Source organism: Acidovorax sp. 94 (genome assembly GCF_003634645.1).
GTDB lineage: Bacteria > Pseudomonadota > Gammaproteobacteria > Burkholderiales > Burkholderiaceae_C > Acidovorax > Acidovorax facilis.
This window is the reverse complement of the sequence record NZ_RBJA01000001.1, coordinates 327,181-347,222: the sequence shown is the minus strand read 5'-3', so window position 1 is coordinate 347,222 and position 20,042 is coordinate 327,181. Positions and strand designations below refer to the sequence as shown.

Below are 20,042 nucleotides of genomic sequence, written 5' to 3'. Positions count from 1 at the left end.
GCACCAAAGTGGGGCGCATTACTTTGACCTTGGACAAAATGTCCAATGTACAAAAAAGCTAGGGCTATTACATTCGACGGCACTTCGTTATCCGCGTTTACCCTTAAACGCCTTGGTTGCGCCTGTCACATGTCCAAACTACCTTTACCTCGCGTGCCTGTCTGGCTCGCCGCCATGGCCGCCCTGGGCAGCCTGGCTGGCTGCAGCAAGGCGGTCGTCCTCAACCCCGCCGGCGACATCGCGGCCCAGCAAGGCCACATGGTCATCCAGGCCACGCTGCTGATGCTGATCATCATCGTTCCGGTGATTGCCCTCACCCTGTGGTTTGCCTGGAAGTACCGCCAGAACAACACTGCCAACACCGAGGCCGACTACGACCCCGACTGGCACCACTCCACCACGCTGGAGCTGGTGATCTGGACCGTGCCGCTCTTGATCGTCATCGCCCTCGGCGCCCTGACCTGGATCGGCACCCACAAGCTCGACCCCTACCGCCCGCTGGACCGCATCTCGGCCAGCAAACCGCTGGACGCCCAATCCACCCCCATGGAAGTGCAGGTGGTGGCCATGGACTGGAAGTGGCTGTTCTTCTACCCTGAGCTGGGCATTGCCACCGTGAATGAACTGGCTGCGCCGGTGGACCGCCCCATCCTGTTCAAGCTCACGGCCACGTCCACGATGAACGCGTTTTACGTGCCCGACCTCGCCGGCATGATCTACGCGATGCCCGGCATGCAGACCGAGCTGAACGCCGTGATCAACCAACCGGGCGTGTACAAGGGCATGTCCTCGCACTACAGCGGCGCTGGCTTCTCTGGCATGACGTTCAAGTTCCATGGCCTGAGCGAGAGCGACTTCGCGCAGTGGGTGGCCAAGACCAAGTCCGAAGGCAAGCCACTTACACGCCAGGCCTACATGGACCTGGCCAAGCCCAGCGAGCGCGACCCCGTGCAGCGCTTTGCCAGCGTGGAAGAAGGCCTGTATGACAAGGTACTGAACCGCTGTGTCGAAGACGGCAAGATGTGCATGCACCACATGATGGCCATTGACGAGAACGGCGGTGACGCCTATGTGCGCGCCGTGGGCCTGAATCTGCCGCAGGACGTATGCACCTCGCAGAACGCCGCCCAGGTGGTGGCCAGCCTGGAAGCCCGCCACGCACCGCGCGCCAACTCCGCCCAATGACCCGCCCTTGATTTGCCATGTCGGCGCCCGTGCCAAGCGGGTGTTGGCATCTTCCAAAGACCTTTATGTCCTCCGCACCTGATACCGCATCCCATTGGGCCCTGGGCCGAATCACCTGGGATTCCATACCGATGGCGCACGAGCCCATCGTGCTCTGGACCTTTGTCGCCACCGTGCTGGGTGGCCTGGCCGTGATGGCCGCCATCACCAAATTCCGCCTGTGGGGCACGCTGTGGCGCGACTGGATCTGCAGCATCGACCACAAGCGCATCGGCATCATGTACATGATCCTCGGCCTCGTGATGCTGCTGCGCGGCTTTGCCGACGCCGTGATGATGCGCCTGCAGCAGGCCATGGCTTTTGGCGACAACATGGGCTACCTGCCGCCGCACCACTATGACCAGATCTTCACCGCCCACGGCGTGATCATGATCTTCTTCGTGGCGATGCCACTGGTCACGGGCCTCATGAACTACCTCGTGCCGCTGCAGATCGGCGCGCGCGACGTGTCGTTCCCGTTCCTCAACAACTTCAGCTTCTGGATGACCACGGCAGGCGCGATCCTGGTGATGGTGTCGCTGTTCCTGGGCGAGTTCTCCACATCCGGCTGGCTGGCACTGTCCAACCTGGGGGCGCAGGACCCCGGCGTGGGGCTCGACTACTACATCTGGGCCCTGCAGATTGCGGGGGTGGGCACCACGCTCTCGGGCATCAACCTGATCGTCACCATCATCAAGATGCGCGCACCCGGCATGAACCTGATGCGCATGCCCGTCTTCACCTGGACTGCCCTGTGCACCAACGCGCTGATCGTGGCCTCGTTCCCGGTGCTGACGGCAGCGCTCGTGCTGATGTCGCTGGACCGCTATGTCGGCACCAACTTCTTCACGAACGACCTGGGCGGCAACGCCATGCTGTACGTGAACCTGATCTGGATCTGGGGCCACCCCGAGGTCTACATCCTGATCCTGCCGTGCTTCGGCATCTTCTCTGAAGTGGTGGCCACGTTCTGCAAGAAGCGGCTGTTCGGCTACACCTCCATGGTCTACGCCACGGTGGTGATCACCATCCTGTCGTACCTGGTGTGGCTGCACCACTTCTTCACCATGGGCTCAGGTGCGAGCGTGAATACCTTCTTTGGCATCACGACGATGATCATCTCGATCCCCACGGGCGCGAAGATCTTCAACTGGCTGTTCACCATGTACAAGGGCCGCATCCGCTTCGAGCTGCCCATGATGTGGACCGTGGCCTTCATGGTGACCTTTGCCATCGGCGGCATGACCGGCGTGCTGCTGGCCGTGCCCCCGGCCGACTTCGTGCTGCACAACAGCCTGTTCCTGATCGCCCACTTCCACAACGTGATCATCGGTGGCGTGCTGTTCGGGCTGTTCGCCGGCATCAACTACTGGTATCCCAAGGCCTTTGGCTACAAGCTCGACCGCACCTGGGGCTTGCGTTCCTTCTGGCTGTGGGTGGTGGGCTTCTGGGTGGCGTTCGGCCCGCTGTATGTGCTGGGCCTGATGGGTGTCACGCGCCGTGCCAACCATTTTGAAGACCCGTCGCTGCAGATCTGGTTCGTGATCGCCGCCATCGGCGCCGCAATGATTGCTGCGGGCATCGCCTGCTTCCTGATCCAGATCGTGGTGAGCTACCTCAAGCGCGACCAGCTGCGCGACCACACGGGCGACCCGTGGGATGCGCGCACGCTCGAATGGGCCACCTCGTCGCCCCCGCCCGACTACAACTTTGCCTTCACCCCTGTCGTGCATGAAATCGATGCGTGGTGGGACATGAAGAAGCATGGGTACCAGCGCCCGCTCGGCGGCTTTGCGCCCATCCACATGCCTGCCAACACCGGCTCGGGCGCGGTCATCTCGGCCTTGTCACTGGTCTTTGGCTTCGCGCTGATCTGGCACATGTGGCTGCTTGCGGGCGTTTCGTTCGCGGCGCTGCTGCTGGCTTCGATCATCCACACGTTCAACTACAAGCGTGACTTCTACATCCCGGCGTCCCAAGTCGCCGCCACCGAAGAAGCCCGCACACTCCAACTGGCACGCCATGTCTGAACTCCGCCTTAACGCTGGCGCCGCCGCAGGCGCCCTGGCCCCGCGCGACTACCACCTTGCGCACGAGCCCCATCCCGAAAACGGCACCGCACTGGGCTTCTGGCTCTACCTGATGAGCGACTGCCTCATCTTTGCCGCCCTGTTTGCCACCTATGGCGTGCTGGGCCGCAGCTATGCGGCCGGCCCCACCGGTGCGCAGCTGTTCGACCTGACGCTGGTGGCCATCAATACGGCCTTCCTGCTGCTGTCGTCCATCACCTTCGGTTTTGCCATGCTGCGCAAGCAGCAAAAGGATGTGAAAGGCACGCTGCTGTGGCTGGCCGTCACCGGCTTCTTCGGCCTGTGCTTCCTGGGCCTCGAACTCTATGAGTTTGCCCACCTGATCCACCAGGGTGCCACGCCCCAGCGCAGCGCCTTCCTGTCGGCCTTCTTCACGCTGGTGGGCACCCACGGCCTGCACGTGACCTTTGGTCTGATCTGGCTGGTGGTGCTGATGGTGCAGATCGGCAAACACGGCCTGATCCCTGCAAACACCCGCCGCCTGATGTGCCTGTCGATGTTCTGGCACTTTCTGGACGTGGTCTGGATTGGCGTCTTCACCTTTGTGTACCTGATGGGAGTGCTGTAACTATGAGCGCACAACACACAACACACGCACACGGCGCGCATGACCATGGCGGCCACGACCACCACGGCGACGCGGAACCGCACAGCAGCCTGCGCGACTACACGATCGGCTTCGTGCTCTCGGTCATCCTCACGGCCATTCCCTTCTGGCTCGTCATGGCCAAGGTCATCGCCGACCGCAACACCGCCGTGCTGGTGCTGGGCGGCTTCGCCGTGATCCAGATCCTGGTGCACATGGTGTATTTCCTGCACATGAACGGCAAGGTCGAAGGCGGCTGGACCATGCTGTCCACCATCTTCACCGTGGTGTTCGTAGCCATTGCCATTGCGGGCACGCTGTGGGTCATGTTCCACATGAACGCAAACATGATGCCCGAGCACCCCACCCCCACGCCCGCAACGCATGAGGCGCCGGGCCACTCGACGCCCTGATGCCATTCCACCCCACAGCCCCGGTCCCCCAGTCCCGGCGGCTTCGCCAGGCGGTGCTCGCAGTTGTGGGCATCGCCTTGTTTTTGGGCTTTATCGCGCTGGGTACCTGGCAGGTGCAGCGCCGCGCATGGAAGCTCGCGTTGATCGAGCGCGTCGATCAACGCGTGCACGCTGCTCCTGTACCCCTGCCCTCCCGCCCAGAGTGGCCCCAGGTGAGTGCGGCCAGCCACGAATACCTGCCCGTCACCGCGCAGGGCCGGTGGCTGCCCGAGAAAACCGTGCTTACCCAGGCCCTGACCGAGCTGGGCTCGGGCTTCTGGGTGATGACGCCCTTGCAGCTGGATGATGGCGCGCAGGTGCTGGTGAACCGGGGTTTTGTGCCGCAGGAGCAGCGCGCCCAATGGCTGGCAAAGCCTATGCCCGCCTCCATCCCCCCTACCTCCACCACCGCGACTGTCCAGGGCCTGCTGCGCATGAGCGAGCCTGACGGTGGTTTTCTGCGCACCAATGCCCCGGCTGAGCAGCGCTGGTACTCGCGCGACATTGCGGCCATCGGCCATTGGCTGCAGTTGCCCGAGACTGCCCCCTTCTTCATCGATGCGGGGTTGCCTCCCTTACCAGGCGCCGCTGCGCCCCCGGCAGCGGACACCCGTTGGCCGCGCGCTGGCATGACGGTGATCCGGTTCCATAACAGCCACCTGGTCTACGCACTGACCTGGTACGGTCTGGCCATCATGGTTGCGGGTGCTGGCTGGTATGTGGCACGCTACGAGCGCCGCCTGCGCGGCTTTGCGCGCCCTGCCACCACCTTCGCCCCTGATGACACCTCTTCGTCCTGATACTGCGACCGCCGCGCCGCAGCGCAACGCACGCTCGGCCGATGCCGCCGCAGGCATCAAGAACCTTCAGCAGCTGATCGAGCTACGCTGGATTGCCGTGGTCGGCCAGGTGTTCACCATCGAGATGGCGCACTACAGCCTGAACCTCACGCTGCCTGTGCGCGAGATGCTGCTGGTGGTGGGCTGCCTGGCGGTGTTCAACGTGGTGAGCCTGCTGCGGCTGCGCACCGGTGTGATGGTGCGCAATGTGGAGCTTTTTCTGGCCCTGCTGATCGATGTGGCCGTGCTCACAGTGCAGCTGTACCTGAGCGGGGGCACCAGCAACCCATTCGTCTTCCTGTACCTGCTGCAGATCACGCTGGGGGCCGTGCTGCTGCGCGGCGCCTACATCTGGTCCATCGTGATCATCACGCTGCTGTGTTTTGGCGTGCTGGCCACACACCACCTGCCCCTGGAGTTGCCGCAGGACCTGCACCAGGGCCTGTCGAGCCTTTACGTGATCGGGTTGCTGGTGTGCTTTGTGCTCAACGCCACGCTGGTGGTGGTCTTCATCACCCGCATCAACCTGAACCTGCGTGAACGCGATGCGCGCCTGGCCGCAGCACGCCGCCGCCGCGTGGAAGAAGAGCACATCGTGCGCATGGGCCTCCTGGCCTCAGGGGCTGCCCACGAGCTGGGCACGCCGCTGTCCACGCTGGCCGTGATCCTGGGGGACTGGCAGCATGACAAGCAGCTGGCGGCCCACCCAGCGCTGAAGGAGGACATCGACGAAATGCAGGCCCAGGTGCAGCGCTGCAAGAGCATCGTGAGCGGCATCCTGCTTTCGGCCGGAGAGACACGCGGCGAAGCCTCCATGCAGACCACCGTGCGCACCTTTGTGGATGCCCTGGCCGAAGAATGGCGCAGCACCCGGTCGATGCCGCAGTTCATCTACGACAACGACTTTGGCGCGGATACGCCCATGGTGTCTGACACCACGCTCCAGCAGATGGTTTTCAATGTGCTGGACAATGCACGCGATGCTTCGCCCGGCTGGGTGCGCCTGGCCGTCACCCGCAACGCCGATGCACTGCGCATCACGGTGACCGACGCAGGGCCGGGCTTTGCCCCCGACATGCTGGCCAAGCTGGGCACGCCCTACCAGTCCTCCAAAAACCGCCCGGGCGGTGGGCTGGGCCTGTACCTTGTGCTCAACGTGGCACGCACGCTGGGTGGCAGCGTGGCGGCACGCAACCGCCCCGAAGGGGGTGCCGAAGTAACCATCGAACTGCCACTGGCGGCGATCACACTGCCTGAAGCCAAAGCCTGAACCCATGAGCCCTACCGACGACAAAGAACGAGAACAAGCGCAACCACTGCTGCTCATCGTGGAAGACGACGAGGCCTTTGCCCGCACGCTCGCCCGTTCATTCGAACGGCGCGGCTACCGCGTGCTGCAGGCTGCCAGCCTGCCCGAGGTCGAAACCCTGCTCGCACAACACACGCCCGGCTTTGCGGTGGTGGACCTCAAGCTCAAGGGCGAAGCCTCGGGCCTGGCCTGTGTGCAAAAGCTGCATGCCTCCAGCGAAGACATGCTGATCGTGGTGCTCACCGGCTTTGCCAGCATCGCCACCGCCGTGGAAGCCGTGAAACTGGGCGCCTGCCACTACCTCGCCAAGCCGTCCAATACCGACGACATCGAGGCCGCTTTTGGCCTGAAGGCGGGCAACACCGAAGTGGAGCTGACCAACCGCTCCAGTTCCATCAAGACGCTGGAATGGGAGCGCATCAACGAGGTGCTGGCAGAAACCGGCTTCAATCTCTCGGAAGCGGCAAGGCGCCTGGGCATGCACCGCCGCACCCTGACCCGCAAGCTGGAAAAGAAGCAGGTTCGTTAGGCGGGCACCGGAACCAAGGCTCGGTGTTTCAAGGAAAATTGGCCGCTAGCGCTTAAAGGGCGTCATTGTTAGCTATATTTTTTATAGCAAAACCCTGTGAAGCGCCAATCAACTGCCTCGGCCCATCCATAGACACCCTTTGCGCCTGAGGCCTGGCCTCACATCAGCGCTGGCGCTGCACCAGCCAGTGCTCCGCCTCTTGCTGCTTTCCAAACCGCGCCCAATCCAGCGCATTCTTGCCATGCGGGTCTTTGCGCCAAAGGTCCACACCCCGCACCTCCAACCACTCCAGCGCCTGGATGCGCCCTTTGGCAGCAGCCAGCATCGCAGGCGTCTCGCTCCGGCTTGCGGGCGCGGGCTCGTCCAGGGGCTGCCCCTGTTCGGCCAGCCACTGCAAACAAGGCACACAACCACTTTGCGCGGCCATGTGTGCTGGGCCCCAGTCCCACCGGTTGCGGGCCGCCAGGCTGGCCCCGACCTGCACCAGACGTTGGGCGGCAGCGAGGTGGCCGCCGTAGAAGGCGCGCAACAACGCAGTGTCGCCACGCTCGCTGTCTTTGTGTGTCTGGCGAAGGTCGGGCTGGGCACCAGCCTGCAACAGCAGCTCGATGTGCTCCAGCTGCCCCCGGTAGGCCGCCAGCATGAGCATGGACGAGCCGCCGGGCGCGAGCAGGTTGGGGTTGGCGCCTGCTGCCAGGGCTGCGCCCAGGGCCTGGGCATCACCGGCGTCCTGCGCGTCGAGCAGCGCGTCGTCCACTGCAGAATACGACGCAGATGGCTGTACGGCGGCGGCAACGGGCGCAGCGGATGGACCCGGCAGAGCCGGGCGCACCAGGCCGACAAGGGACGGCCCCCAGATCCACCAGGCCAAAGCAACTGCCAGCAGCAGCAATCCCCAGGCCGGGCGCGAATACTCGGTGCGGGCAGGCCGCTGCGCGCCAGGGCTGAAATGGCCCCGGCGGTGCGACCAGGCCCGTGCGATGGATTGGCCCAACGCAGTGGCAGCCCCTTCGCCACTGACGCCGGGGGTCAACCGAACCAGGGGGCCATCGCGCTCGCGCGCATAGACAGCGAAATAAGGGGTCTCGCTGGCGCCGCTGCCGGTGGAATACAGCAGCTTGTGCACCAGACTCTGGCTGGCCTGCCCAGGTAGGGCGTCTGCCCGCGACCACAGCGCAGAGTAGCGGCGCACGGTGAGGCCCTCATCCCGCACAGACAGAGTCCAGCGGCAGGTGGCAGCCTGCAGGACAAAGGCGACCAGCAGCCACCAGGCGCCGGTGGCCACAAAGAATGGTGGCAATGCGATGCCGCCAGAGCCGAAACGGCCGTTCACGAAGGCCTCCGCCACAAGACCCGCCAGCACCAGGCCTGCAGCCCAGCGCCAGCCGCGACGGCTGAATTCAAACTGCCACGCATGCGGGGTCTCCAGCAGCGTAACGGAAGCGGGCAGGAGCAAGGCGCCCTCACCATCCAGGCCCGCTTCTCCTTCTCCGTGGGCCGGATCAGCGGGCGCGATGGGGGTCACTTTCTTCCAGATAGCGCGCCGGTCAAAGCGATCGGCCTGCTCGTGGCCAAACGCCTGTGGGGCCGCCTGCACGGGCACGTCGTAGGTCAGCTCTACGTCCCCGCCCGGGGTGCGCAGCAACTCCAGCCGCCAGTCCACACGTTCACCAGAGCGTTGCGCGCCGTGCGGGGGCGCGTCGGGTGGCAGGTCAAAACGGGCCGTCAGCCGCAGTCCACCATCGGCCGTGGGCTGCACACGCGCGGTTTCAGAGAAAGACTCCACACAACGCTCCGGCGAACCGGAACTCGATTCATCCACCCGGTACTGGGCCAGGCGCAGTTGCAACTGCTGGCCCTGCTGGTAGGCGGCGGCACGCTCGGGCAGGAGCAGTGTCATCTCGACCGGGTGGCCCGCACGCGGGACTGTGGGCAGTGCGGTCAGCTCTGCGCCCGCGTAGCGCCAGGCCATGTGGGTATGGCGCACCGACAGGGCCACCAGCCCCAGGCCGATCATCACGAAGAGGGAGATGAAGGCCTTGGCAAACCAGGGGGCGCTGGATTGGGTCCACAGCAGGGCCGCCATAGGGAACGCAATACCGCACCAGAAGATGGTGAAAAACCAGATGGCACCCACCGAAGTGCCGGAAGCGCCCTTCGCGAACAAGCTGGTGGGCGACGAGCCCGGCTGCAGGCCGCCACTGCCAGCTGCCGGCGATGTCCCCCCGGCCCTGACCAGACCCAGCAGGGTGTGCAGAAAAAACCAGGCCGCCACCAGCCCCACCAAGGTAAAAACCAGGGCAAACGGAATGCGGAAAATCTGCAGCGACCAGCGGATGGAGGGATCGATAAGCGACTGCGACGGATCGTGGGGATTGACCAGGACCGTGATGCCCTGCCCCCGTGCCTGCGCGCTCTGAAGACGCCCCGCCCACTGCCGTGGCCAGTCGTCGATGTTGTCGCTGTTGCCCCGCGCGTCCAGGCCGACGCGGGTGCCTTCGTAAGCCTTGCCCGCCACCTGATAGCGGTAGCGGGCCTGCACTTCGTAGGTGGCGCCATCGCTGCTGTGGTGCGTCTTGAGTTCAGCCGACAGGACTTCGGCCTGCACAGGCTGCCAGCCACGCACCTGCAGGGCAGTATCGAGCGTACGGGCGAGGGGCTTGAGCCCGGCGTGGTAGCCGCCCAACCCAAACCCCAGAGCGAAGACCGCGCTGATCAGCAGCGCCGCGAAGCGTGCCCCTACGCTGCTGGTCTTGTCGGCATTGTTTTTCTCTCTTGCCATGGATGTCCCCCCATTTCGTTTTGTTTTTATGGCTGGAGCATAGCGACGAAATCATGACATTTGCGTGACAAAAACACGTCCATTGCGTGACACGCCGTGGCATGGCTTGGCGATTGCGTGGTTTGCAACAAACATCCAGCGCCAAAAAAAAGCGGCTCCGAAGAGCCGCTTTTTACTGGTCTATCCATCCCCGAGGGGAAGGATCAGGCGGTCACGCCGTCTGCCACTTCCTTGAACTCGGCGATCTGGTCGAAGTTCATGTACTTGTAGATCTTGTCGCCGTTCTGGTTGATGACACCGATGTCTGCCAGGTACTCTTCCTTGGAAGGAATGCGACCCAGCTTGGAGCAGATGGCCGAGAGTTCGGCCGAGCCCAGGTACACGTTGGTGTTCTTGCCCAGACGGTTGGGGAAGTTGCGGGTGCTGGTGGACATCACGGTAGCGCCTTCCTTCACCTGCGCCTGGTTGCCCATGCACAGCGAGCAGCCGGGCATTTCCATGCGGGCACCGGCCGCGCCGAACACGCCGTAGTGGCCTTCTTCGGTGAGCTGGTGCGCATCCATCTTCGTGGGCGGGGCCATCCACAGCTTGACGGGGATGTCCTTCTTGCCTTCGAGCAGCTTGGAGGCTGCACGGAAGTGGCCGATGTTGGTCATGCACGAGCCGATGAACACTTCGTCGATGGCAGCACCCGCCACGTCCGACAGCGTCTTGGCGTCGTCGGGATCGTTGGGGCAGCACACGATGGGTTCGGTGATCTCGGCCAGGTCGATCTCGATGACGGCCGCGTACTCGGCATCTTCATCAGGTGCCAGCAGCTGGGGGTTGGCCAGCCAGGCTTCCATGGCCTTGATGCGGCGGCCGATGGTGCGCGCGTCGGCATAGCCCTGGGCGATCATGTTCTTGAGCAGCACGATGTTCGAGTTGATGTACTCGATCACGGGTTCCTTGTTCAGGCGCACCGTGCAGCCAGCGGCAGAGCGCTCGGCCGAGGCGTCAGACAGTTCGAACGCTTGCTCGACCTTCATGTCAGGCAGGCCTTCGATTTCCAGGATGCGGCCCGAGAAGATGTTCTTCTTGCCCTGCTTGGCCACTGTGAGCAGGCCTTGCTTGATGGCGTACAGCGGAATCGCGTGCACCAGGTCACGCAGCGTGACGCCGGGCTGCATCTGGCCCTTGAAGCGCACCAGCACCGACTCAGGCATGTCCAGCGGCATCACGCCCGTGGCTGCGGCGAACGCCACCAGGCCCGAACCTGCAGGGAAGCTGATGCCGATAGGGAAACGCGTATGCGAGTCGCCGCCCGTTCCCACGGTGTCGGGCAGCAGCATGCGGTTGAGCCAGCTGTGGATGATGCCGTCGCCAGGCTTGAGCGAGATGCCGCCGCGCGTGCTGATGAAGTCAGGCAGCTCGTGGTGCATCTTCACGTCCACGGGCTTGGGGTACGCAGCCGTGTGGCAGAAGGACTGCATCACCAGATCGGAGCTGAAGCCCAGGCAGGCCAGGTCCTTGAGTTCGTCGCGGGTCATGGGTCCGGTGGTGTCCTGCGAGCCCACCGAGGTCATGCGGGGTTCGCAGTAGGTGCCGGGCACCACACCCAGGCCTTCGGGCAGTCCGCAGGCGCGGCCGACCATCTTCTGGGCCAGCGTGAAACCCTTGCCGGTGGCGGCAGGCACTTGCGGCAGGCGGAACAGCGTGGAAGGCGGCAGGCCCAGGGCTTCGCGGGCCTTGGCAGTCAAGCCACGGCCAATGATCAGCGGAATGCGGCCACCGGCACGCACTTCGTCGAACAGGACTTCGCTCTTGACTTCGAATTCGGCAATCACGTTACCGTCCTTGAGCGCCTTGCCAGCGTAGGGCAGCAGTTCGATCTCGTCGCCCATGTGCATCTGGCTTACATCCAGTTCGATGGGCAGTGCACCAGCGTCTTCCATGGTGTTGTAGAAGATGGGCGCAATCTTGCTGCCCAGGCACACGCCGCCGAAGCGCTTGTTGGGCACGAACGGGATGTCTTCGCCCGTGAACCACAGCACGCTGTTGGTGGCGGACTTGCGGCTCGAACCCGTGCCGACCACGTCGCCCACGTAGGCCACCAGGTTGCCACGCGCGCGCAGGTCTTCGATGAACTTCACCGGGCCGCGCTTGCCGTCTTCTTCGGGCGTGATGCCGTCGCGCTTGTTCTTGAGCATGGCCAGCGCGTGCAGCGGGATGTCGGGGCGGCTCCACGCGTCCGGTGCGGGCGACAGGTCGTCGGTGTTGGTTTCGCCAGTGACCTTGAGCACGGTGAGCTTGATGCTCTGGGGCACTTCGGGGCGGCTGGTGAACCACTCGGCATCGGCCCAGCTTTGCAGCACGGCCTTGGCGAAGGTGTTGCCCTTGTCGGCCTTTTCCTTGACGTCATGGAACTGATCGAACATGAGCAGCGTCTTCTTGAGCGCTTCGGCGGCGACGGAGGCCACCGCAGCGTCGTCCAGCAGGTCGATCAGGGGGGTGAGGTTGTAGCCGCCCAGCATGGTGCCCAAAAGCTGCGTGGCGCGCTCGCGGCCAATCAGCGTGCACACCTCCGTACCGTGCGCCACGGCAGCGAGGTAGCTGGCCTTGACCTTGGCGGCGTCGTCCACACCGGCAGGCACGCGGTGCGTGATCAGGTCCACCAGCGTGGCTTCTTCGCCCGCAGGGGGGTTCTTGAGCAGCTCGATCAGCTCGCCCGTCTGCTTGGCGGTCAGCGGCAGGGGCGGGATGCCGAGGGCGGCGCGCTCGGCCACATGGTCACGGTAGGCTTTCAACATCATTTTTCTCCGGTTGCGTTCTAAAGTGGGGCGGCGTGCAGCGCGGCGGCGTTTTTCGATAGCCGGGGCGCCTGCATGCGCGGGGTCGTGCGGTTTTCTTCTCTGTGGCGCTGCGCTGGTGAAGGGCTTACTTCAGGGGTTCCAGCACACTCACGGGCGGGTTTTTCTTGATGGCCTCGGCCACCACCACCTGCTGCGGGCTCATGCATTCGTCGGCCAGGCGTTGACCCAGTTTCTGGTTCATCAGCATGGACTTGTTGGCGATCTGCAGCCAGACGGCGCCACCCTTCTGGTCTTCCAGGCGCACCGTGCCCGTGGTGGTAGCGACCGGGGCCATGAAGTACTTGAAGCCCTTGCCTTCCACATGGAAGTGGCCTGGGCTCGCGGGCTCGGCGGTCACGGTGACAAAGGCACCGAGTTCGCAGGGAATGCGGCCCACGTGCACACGTTCGGCAATGGCCAGTTCTTCGGGGGACAGCGCGGCTTCGGCAGCAATGATGCCGGTGGCCACCTGGTTCGCCGCGCTCTTGAGCTGGCTGCGGCTGCTGGTGCCTTCGGTTTTGGCTACCGAAGATTTCTTGGCGGCAGGCGCCTTGTCCGCAGCCTTGGCAGACTTCGCATCGGGCTTGGCAGCGGGCTTTGCTGCAGGTTTGGCGGCAGCCTTGGTCTCGGGTTTGGCTTCGGTCTTGGCAGGGGTTTGCGCCAGGGCGAGGGCTGGAGCCAGCAGCATCAGGGCAGAGGCGATAAAGGATTTCATGGGAGGTCCTGCGTGGAAAAATTCAGGAATGTTCACAACGGAACGGAGGCCGACGCGCCAAACCAATGGCGCACGGCAAGAGGAAGTGTGCGCCCGGTACGGTGAGCGCGCTCCAGCACCTGCCAGTAAAAGCGATAGCTGGCGCGGTCGTGCAACGTGCCTTCAAAACTGATGGGAGCCCAATCAGAATCTACGGCAGCAGCTATTATTTTTGAAGCAACTTCGATGTCATCCTGCTGAGGCGCAAACGCCTGCAGGATGGGTCGGATCTGTGCGGGATGGATGCTCCACATGCGGGTATAGCCCAGCTCGCGCGCGGCACGGCTGGCGGCGCCTTGCATGGCCACCGTATCGGCGAACTCCGTCACCACACAATGCGATGGCACCTTGCCGTGGGCATGGCAGGCCGCGGCAATCTCCAGCTTGGCACGCACCACCAGTGGGTTAGAAAACTGCCCCGCCGAAGTCATGCCATGCGCAGGGATGGCGCCACCATGGGCCGACACAAAATCCATGAGGCCAAAACTCAGGCTCTGCACGCGCGGGTGGGCTGCGATTTCAAAAGCACGGTGCACCGCAGCAGGGGATTCGATGAGGACATGGATCGGTACCGGGGCGGCAGAGGCTTTCTCCAGCGCCCGCTCCGCTGCCAGTACGTCGTCCACAGATTCCACCTTGGGAACCATGATGTGGCTGAGCCGATGGCCTGCTTCGCCCGCTATCGTGGCGACATCGTTGGCGAATGCCGGGTGGTCCACCGCGTGGACCCGGGCGGCCACGCGGGCACCGGGTGCAGCGCCCAGGGCCAGACGGGCAACCAGCCGGGCGTGGTCGGCTTCAAGGCCGACGGGGGCGCCGTCTTCGCAATCGAGGGTGACATCAAAGACGCAGGTACCGAACTCCTGCGTCATCTCGGCCTGCAGCTGCAGGCTCTTGCGCATGCGCGCTTCGACGCCGCTGTAGTGGTCACAGACCGGCAGGAAGCCTGTCTGCGCCTGGGCGCCCAGCAACACATCGCGTGGATGGGATGGCGCAGCGCCCTGCCCCTGCGCGGGGACCCGGGCGGCCCGAAGGCCCGATGCCTGTGGCGTCGGCTGCATGGCGCTCACCTGGTTTACAGCAGGTGCTTGACGCCGTCTTGCTCGCCTTGCAGCTCAGCCAGCGTGATGTTGATGCGCTCTTGCGAGAACGCGTCGATTTCCAGACCTTCAACGATCTTGTACTCGCCGTTTTCGCACGTCACGGGGAAACCGAACATGGTGTCCTTGGGGATGCCGTACTGGCCGTCCGAAGGAATGCCCATGGTGACCCACTTGCCGTTGGTGCCCAGGGCCCAGTCACGCATGTGGTCGATGGCGGCGTTGGCAGCCGAAGCAGCCGACGACAGGCCACGCGCTTCGATAATGGCAGCGCCGCGCTTGCCCACGGTGGGCAGGAAAGTGTTGGCGTTCCATTCCTGGTCGTTGATCATCTTGGCGACGCTTTCACCGTTGATGGTGGCGAAGCGGTAGTCGGCGTACATCGTGGGCGAATGGTTGCCCCAGACGGTCAGCTTTTCGATGTCCGCCACGGCCTTGCCGGTCTTGGCTGCGATCTGGCTGGCAGCGCGGTTGTGGTCCAGGCGCAGCATGGCGGTGAAGTTCTTGCGTGGCAGGTCGGGGGCCGACTTCATGGCGATGTAGGCGTTGGTGTTGGCAGGGTTGCCGACGACCAGCACCTTCACGTTGCGCGAAGCCACGGCATTCAGGGCCTTGCCCTGTGCCGTGAAGATGGCGCCGTTGACAGCCAGCAGTTCGGCGCGTTCCATGCCCGGGCCACGGGGGCGCGAACCGACCAACAGGGCGTAGTCAGCGTCCTTGAAAGCGGTCATGGGGTCGCTGTGGGCTTCCATGCCCACCAGCAGGGGGAACGCGCAATCGTCCAGCTCCATCATCACGCCCTTGAGCGCCTTCTGGGGGCCTTCGACAGGCACTTCGAGCAATTGCAGGATGACGGGCTGGTCCTTGCCCAGCATTTCGCCGGAGGCGATGCGGAACAGCAGGGCGTAACCAATTTGACCAGCGGCACCGGTGACGGCGACGCGAACAGGCTTCTTGCTCATGGTGAAAACTCCAGGGAAGTGAGGAAAACAGGTGTGAGTGCAACGCAAGCACCAGCGCCTGTTACCAGCAGCCCGTGCCCCGCAAAACAGCCTTGGAGTGTACCGCTGATTGGACACCTCGGTCAATTTGTCTTATGTCTTATATAAGATATGATTAACACCCTGACACAGCCCGCATATCACTTCGCGTGCGGCCCGCCCTTCTCCCGATCGCCATGTCCTCGCTTCCGCTCAACGCCGACAACCCTGCGCAGCCTTTGGCAGGCACGGGCTCTGCCACGCCCGCGTTCAGCCCCCTGTACCAGCAGATCAAAGGGCTCATCCTGCAAAGTCTGCAACAGGGCGAGTGGAAACCGGGCGAATCCATCCCCAGCGAGATGGAGCTGGCTGCACGCTTTCGCGTGAGCCAGGGCACGGTGCGCAAGGCCATTGACGAGCTGGCGGCCGAAAACCTCGTGATGCGGCGCCAGGGCAAGGGTACCTTTGTGGCCACCCATGCCGAGCAGCATGTGCAGTACCGTTTTCTCAAGCTCATGCCCGACACGGGAGACGTCCGCGTGGAGGGCCCTGCACAGCGCAAGGTGATCGATTGTCGGCGTGTGCGTGCCAGCGCTGACGTTGCGCGCGCACTGGCACTGCGCAGCGCCGACCCGGTGGTCCAGGCGCGGCGAGTCCTGTCATTCGCAGGCGTACCCACCATCCTGGAAGACATCTGGCTGCCCGGCCAGGCTTTCAAAGGGCTGACGGCCGAACAGTTGGCCAACTACCAAGGCCCTACTTACGCCATGTTTGAACTCGACTTTGGCGTACGCATGGTACGTGCCGAGGAGAAAATACGTGCCGTACTGCCCGATGCCGACCAGGCGGCGATGCTGCAGATCCCACAGGCCACGCCGCTGCTGAGCGTGGAGCGCATCGCCTACACCTACAACGACGTTCCGATGGAGTTACGGCGCGGCCTGTACCTGACCGACACGCACCATTACCGTAACGAACTGAGCTGACACCACCCTGGCAACTGAGCGGAAACGTAGAACATTCGGGCTGGAGCAAACCCTTCTTGTTGCGTTGCAATAGAATTTTGCGTTCTTTGCATCTTCAAATTACAAAGCAGTTACATCCACGAAAGCACACAACATGACAGAACTCGCCAAAAAACGGCCTGAATTCCGCAACATCAATGCCTTCAAGGACCTGACCACCTACCGCATGACTCCTGCCGCGTGGGTTTCGATCCTGCACCGCGGCAGCGGGCTGATCATGTTCCTGCTGCTGCCCTTCATCATCTGGATGTTCGACACCTCGGTGTCGTCTGAAATCTCGTTCGCCCGGTTCTCGGCGGCTTTCAACATCGGCATTGGCTTCGTGCCCGGCTGGTTCATCAAACTGGTGGCCCTGGCACTGATCTGGGCCTACCTGCACCACTTCACCGCTGGCCTGCGCCACCTGTGGATGGATGTGAGCCACAGCGCCGTGAACAAGGAATTCGGCAAGTCCTCGGCCTTTGCCGTCCTGGCCATCAGCATCACGCTGACCCTGGTGCTGGGCGCCAAGCTTTTCGGCCTGTACTGATCGATCAACCCCAAAAAGCGGCGGCTGCTGCCAGGCAGTGCCCGCCGAAGAACGAGAGGAAATTCCCATGTCCGTCAATTACGGTTCCAAGCGCGTCGTCGTCGGCGCCCACTATGGCCTGCGCGACTGGCTCAGCCAGCGCGTCACGGCAGTCCTGATGGCCCTGTTCACCCTGGCACTGCTGGCCCAGGTGATCTTCTCCAAAGGCCCCATCGGCTACGACAAATGGGCCGGTATCTTCTCGGCCCAGTGGATGAAGGTGCTGACCTTCTCCGTGATCGTTGCACTGGCTTGGCACGCCTGGATCGGCCTGCGTGAAGTCTTGATGGACTACATCAAGCCCGTGGGCCTGCGCCTGGCACTGCAGGTGTTCAGCATCGTCTGGCTGGTCGGCTGTGCCGGCTGGGGTATCCAGGTTTTGTGGCGTCTCTGATTGATCCCCGCGACTGAAGGCAAAAAATAATGAGCTACACCAACGCTAACATCACCCGCCGCAAGTTCGATGTCGTCATCGTCGGCGCAGGCGGCTCCGGCATGCGTGCCGCGCTTGAACTCTCCCGCGCAGGCCTGAACGTGGCCTCGCTGTCCAAGGTTTTCCCCACCCGTTCGCACACCGTGGCTGCACAAGGCGGCGTGAGCGCATCGCTGGGCAACATGTCCGAAGACAACTGGCACTACCACTTCTACGACACCATCAAGGGCTCCGACTGGCTGGGCGACCAGGACGCCATCGAGTTCATGTGCCGCGAAGCACCCAAGGTGGTGTATGAGCTGGAACACTTCGGCATGCCGTTCGACCGCAACCCCGACGGCACCATCTACCAGCGCCCCTTTGGCGGCCACACCGCCAACTATGGCGAAAAGCCCGTGCAACGCGCCTGCGCCGCTGCCGACCGCACTGGCCACGCCATGCTGCACACGCTGTACCAGCAGAACGTGAAGGCCAAGACCAACTTCTTCGTCGAATGGATGGCGCTGGACCTGGTCCGCGACGCCGACGGTGACGTGGTGGGCGTGACCGCCCTGGAAATGGAAACCGGCGACCTGTACATCCTGGAAGCCAAGACCGTGCTGCTGGCCACCGGCGGTGCTGGCCGCATCTTTGCGGCATCGACCAACGCCTTCATCAACACCGGTGACGGCCTGGGCATGGCGGCACGTGCCGGCATTGCGCTGCAGGACATGGAGTTCTGGCAGTTCCACCCCACCGGCGTGGCCGGCGCCGGCGTGCTGCTGACCGAAGGCTGCCGTGGCGAAGGCGCTATTTTGCTCAACAGCAACGGCGAGCGCTTCATGGAGCGTTATGCGCCCACCATGAAGGACCTGGCCCCGCGCGACTTCGTGTCCCGCTGCATGGACCAGGAAATCAAGGAAGGTCGCGGCTGCGGTCCCAACAAGGACTACATCCTGCTCAAGCTCGACCACCTGGGTGCAGACACCATCCATAAACGCCTGCCTTCGGTGTACGAAATCGGAGTCAACTTCGCCAACGTGGACATCACCAAGGAACCTATTCCTGTGGTGCCCACCATCCACTACCAGATGGGTGGCGTGCCTACCAACATCAACGGCCAAGTGGTTGCACAAGCCAACGGCATCAACAACGAAGTGGTCAACGGCCTGTACGCCGTGGGCGAATGCGCCTGCGTGTCGGTGCACGGCGCCAACCGCCTGGGCACCAACTCGCTGCTGGACCTGCTGGTGTTCGGCAAGGCCGCTGGCCGCCACATCGTCGAGTTCAACAACAAGAACAAGGAGCACAAGCCCCTGCCCAAGGATGCGGCCGACCGCACCTTGGAGCGCTTGAACCAGCTCGACAAGTCGAACGAAGGCATCTACGCGCAAAACCTGGCGGGCGACATCCGCTCCACCATGCAGCAGCATGCCGGCGTGTTCCGCACCCAGGCCAGCATGGACGAAGGCGTCAAGAAGATCGCCGAGATCCGCAGCCGCGTGGCCAACGTGACGCTGAAGGACAAGTCCAAGGTGTTCAACACCGCCCGCATCGAAGCGCTGGAAGTGGACAACCTGATCGAAGTGGCGCAGGCCACCATGGTGTCGGCCGCCGCCCGCAAGGAATGCCGTGGCGCCCACACTGTGTACGACTACGAGCACCCAGCCGACCACGCCGAGTTCCCCCTGGGCCGCAATGACCAGGAGTGGATGAAGCACACCCTGTGGTACAGCGAAGGCAACCGCCTCGCCTACAAGCCGGTCAACCTCAAGCCCCTGACGGTGGACAGCGTGCCCCCCAAGGTCCGTACGTTCTAAACAGTAGCCCCACGAGAGAAGAACCATGCAAAAGCGCACATTCCAAATCTACCGCTACGACCCGGACAAGGACGCCAAGCCTTACATGCAGACCATCGAGATCGAACTCGACGGCCATGAACGCATGCTGCTGGACGCCCTGATGAAGCTCAAGGAGCAGGACCCCACGCTGTCGTTCCGCCGTTCGTGCCGCGAAGGCGTCTGTGGCTCCGACGCGATGAACATCAATGGCAAGAACGGCCTAGCGTGCCTGACGAACATGAATACCCTGAAGGGCACGATTGTTCTCAAGCCCCTGCCCGGTCTGCCCGTGATCCGCGACCTGATCGTGGACATGACGCAGTTCTTCAAGCAGTACAACTCGATCAAGCCCTACCTGATCAACGAGCAGATTCCACCCGACCGCGAGCGCCTGCAGTCTCCCGAAGAGCGCGAAGAGCTCAACGGCCTGTACGAGTGCATCCTGTGTGCCAGCTGCTCCACGAGCTGCCCCAGCTTCTGGTGGAACCCCGACAAGTTCGTGGGCCCTGCCGGACTGCTGCAGGCCTACCGCTTCATCGCCGACAGCCGCGATGACGCCACCGGCCAGCGCCTCGATAACCTCGAAGACCCGTACCGCCTGTTCCGTTGCCACACCATCATGAACTGCGTGGACGTGTGCCCCAAGGGCCTGAACCCCACGAAGGCCATCGGCAAGATCAAGGAACTGATGGTGCGTCGCGCCATCTGACCGGGGCCCAG

General features: G+C 63.5%; 17 protein-coding genes. 12 read left to right on the top strand and 5 right to left on the bottom strand.

Going from position 1 to position 20,042, the window contains the following annotated elements:
* Window positions 1-129: 129 nt before the first annotated feature.
* The 7 genes from cyoA to C8C94_RS01530 all read left to right on the top strand — a co-directional run bounded on the left by cyoA (window position 130) and on the right by C8C94_RS01530 (window position 7,029).
* Window positions 130-1,185 carry a ubiquinol oxidase subunit II gene (gene cyoA, locus C8C94_RS01560; RefSeq protein WP_121419466.1) on the top strand — a complete coding sequence of 352 codons (1,056 nt, stop codon included), beginning with the start codon at window positions 130-132 and terminating at the stop codon, window positions 1,183-1,185.
* Window positions 1,186-1,250: 65 nt separating this feature from the next.
* Window positions 1,251-3,254 carry a cytochrome o ubiquinol oxidase subunit I gene (gene cyoB, locus C8C94_RS01555; RefSeq protein ID WP_121419465.1) on the top strand — a complete coding sequence of 668 codons (2,004 nt, stop codon included), beginning with the start codon at window positions 1,251-1,253 and terminating at the stop codon, window positions 3,252-3,254.
* Entirely contained in the window at window positions 3,247-3,882 is a 636-nt protein-coding gene (gene cyoC, locus C8C94_RS01550) for a cytochrome o ubiquinol oxidase subunit III (protein WP_055402914.1), read from the top strand. Before cyoB ends, cyoC begins: the two co-directional genes overlap by 8 nt.
* 2 nt (window positions 3,883-3,884) lie before the next feature.
* Window positions 3,885-4,313: a cytochrome o ubiquinol oxidase subunit IV gene (gene cyoD / locus C8C94_RS01545; protein ID WP_055402912.1), complete on the top strand. Its 429-nt coding sequence runs from the start codon at window positions 3,885-3,887 to the stop codon at window positions 4,311-4,313.
* The gene (locus tag C8C94_RS01540; protein WP_121419464.1) at window positions 4,313-5,152 is read left to right on the top strand and encodes an SURF1 family protein; all 840 of its coding nucleotides are present in this window, start codon (window positions 4,313-4,315) and stop codon (window positions 5,150-5,152) included. The genes cyoD and C8C94_RS01540 overlap by 1 nt, the downstream gene beginning before the upstream one ends.
* Window positions 5,133-6,461: an ATP-binding protein gene (locus C8C94_RS01535; protein WP_121419463.1), complete on the top strand. Its 1,329-nt coding sequence runs from the start codon at window positions 5,133-5,135 to the stop codon at window positions 6,459-6,461. The genes C8C94_RS01540 and C8C94_RS01535 overlap by 20 nt, the downstream gene beginning before the upstream one ends.
* Window positions 6,462-6,465: 4 nt before the next feature.
* On the top strand, window positions 6,466-7,029 hold the full coding sequence (locus tag C8C94_RS01530) for a response regulator transcription factor (RefSeq protein ID WP_121419462.1): 564 nt from the start codon (window positions 6,466-6,468) through the stop codon (window positions 7,027-7,029).
* 163 nt (window positions 7,030-7,192) lie between these two features.
* Here C8C94_RS01530 and C8C94_RS01525 read toward each other — a convergent pair whose 3' ends face one another.
* The 5 genes from C8C94_RS01525 to C8C94_RS01505 form a co-directional block, all read right to left on the bottom strand.
* Entirely contained in the window at window positions 7,193-9,811 is a 2,619-nt protein-coding gene (locus C8C94_RS01525) for an ankyrin repeat domain-containing protein (RefSeq protein WP_121419461.1), read from the bottom strand.
* Between the two features lie 203 nt (window positions 9,812-10,014).
* The gene (gene acnB / locus C8C94_RS01520; RefSeq protein ID WP_055393150.1) at window positions 10,015-12,600 is read right to left on the bottom strand and encodes a bifunctional aconitate hydratase 2/2-methylisocitrate dehydratase; all 2,586 of its coding nucleotides are present in this window, start codon (window positions 12,598-12,600) and stop codon (window positions 10,015-10,017) included.
* A 127-nt stretch (window positions 12,601-12,727) separates the two neighbouring features.
* A complete protein-coding gene (locus tag C8C94_RS01515) occupies window positions 12,728-13,357 on the bottom strand; it encodes a hypothetical protein (protein ID WP_121419460.1) in 630 nt (209 codons plus the stop codon).
* Window positions 13,358-13,389: 32 nt separating this feature from the next.
* On the bottom strand, window positions 13,390-14,457 hold the full coding sequence (locus C8C94_RS01510) for a CoA ester lyase (protein ID WP_233573358.1): 1,068 nt from the start codon (window positions 14,455-14,457) through the stop codon (window positions 13,390-13,392).
* A gap of 14 nt (window positions 14,458-14,471) precedes the next feature.
* Complete coding sequence (locus C8C94_RS01505; RefSeq protein WP_055393136.1) at window positions 14,472-15,458, bottom strand: malate dehydrogenase; 987 nt, start codon at window positions 15,456-15,458, stop codon at window positions 14,472-14,474.
* A gap of 215 nt (window positions 15,459-15,673) precedes the next feature.
* Between C8C94_RS01505 and C8C94_RS01495 the strand changes: the two genes are divergently transcribed.
* The 5 genes from C8C94_RS01495 (at window position 15,674) to C8C94_RS01475 (ending at window position 20,031) form a co-directional block, all read left to right on the top strand.
* Entirely contained in the window at window positions 15,674-16,462 is a 789-nt protein-coding gene (locus C8C94_RS01495; RefSeq protein ID WP_055393133.1) for a GntR family transcriptional regulator, read from the top strand.
* A gap of 133 nt (window positions 16,463-16,595) precedes the next feature.
* Window positions 16,596-17,030, top strand: coding sequence for a succinate dehydrogenase, cytochrome b556 subunit (gene sdhC, locus C8C94_RS01490; protein WP_121419458.1), 435 nt, complete (start codon window positions 16,596-16,598; stop codon window positions 17,028-17,030).
* A gap of 67 nt (window positions 17,031-17,097) precedes the next feature.
* Window positions 17,098-17,463 carry a succinate dehydrogenase, hydrophobic membrane anchor protein gene (gene sdhD / locus C8C94_RS01485; RefSeq protein ID WP_055393129.1) on the top strand — a complete coding sequence of 122 codons (366 nt, stop codon included), beginning with the start codon at window positions 17,098-17,100 and terminating at the stop codon, window positions 17,461-17,463.
* Between the two features lie 29 nt (window positions 17,464-17,492).
* Entirely contained in the window at window positions 17,493-19,301 is a 1,809-nt protein-coding gene (gene sdhA, locus C8C94_RS01480; RefSeq protein WP_055393127.1) for a succinate dehydrogenase flavoprotein subunit, read from the top strand.
* 25 nt (window positions 19,302-19,326) lie between these two features.
* Window positions 19,327-20,031, top strand: a complete 705-nt coding sequence (locus C8C94_RS01475) for a succinate dehydrogenase iron-sulfur subunit (protein ID WP_055393124.1) — start codon at window positions 19,327-19,329, stop codon at window positions 20,029-20,031.
* The last annotated feature ends 11 nt before the right edge of the window (window positions 20,032-20,042 follow it).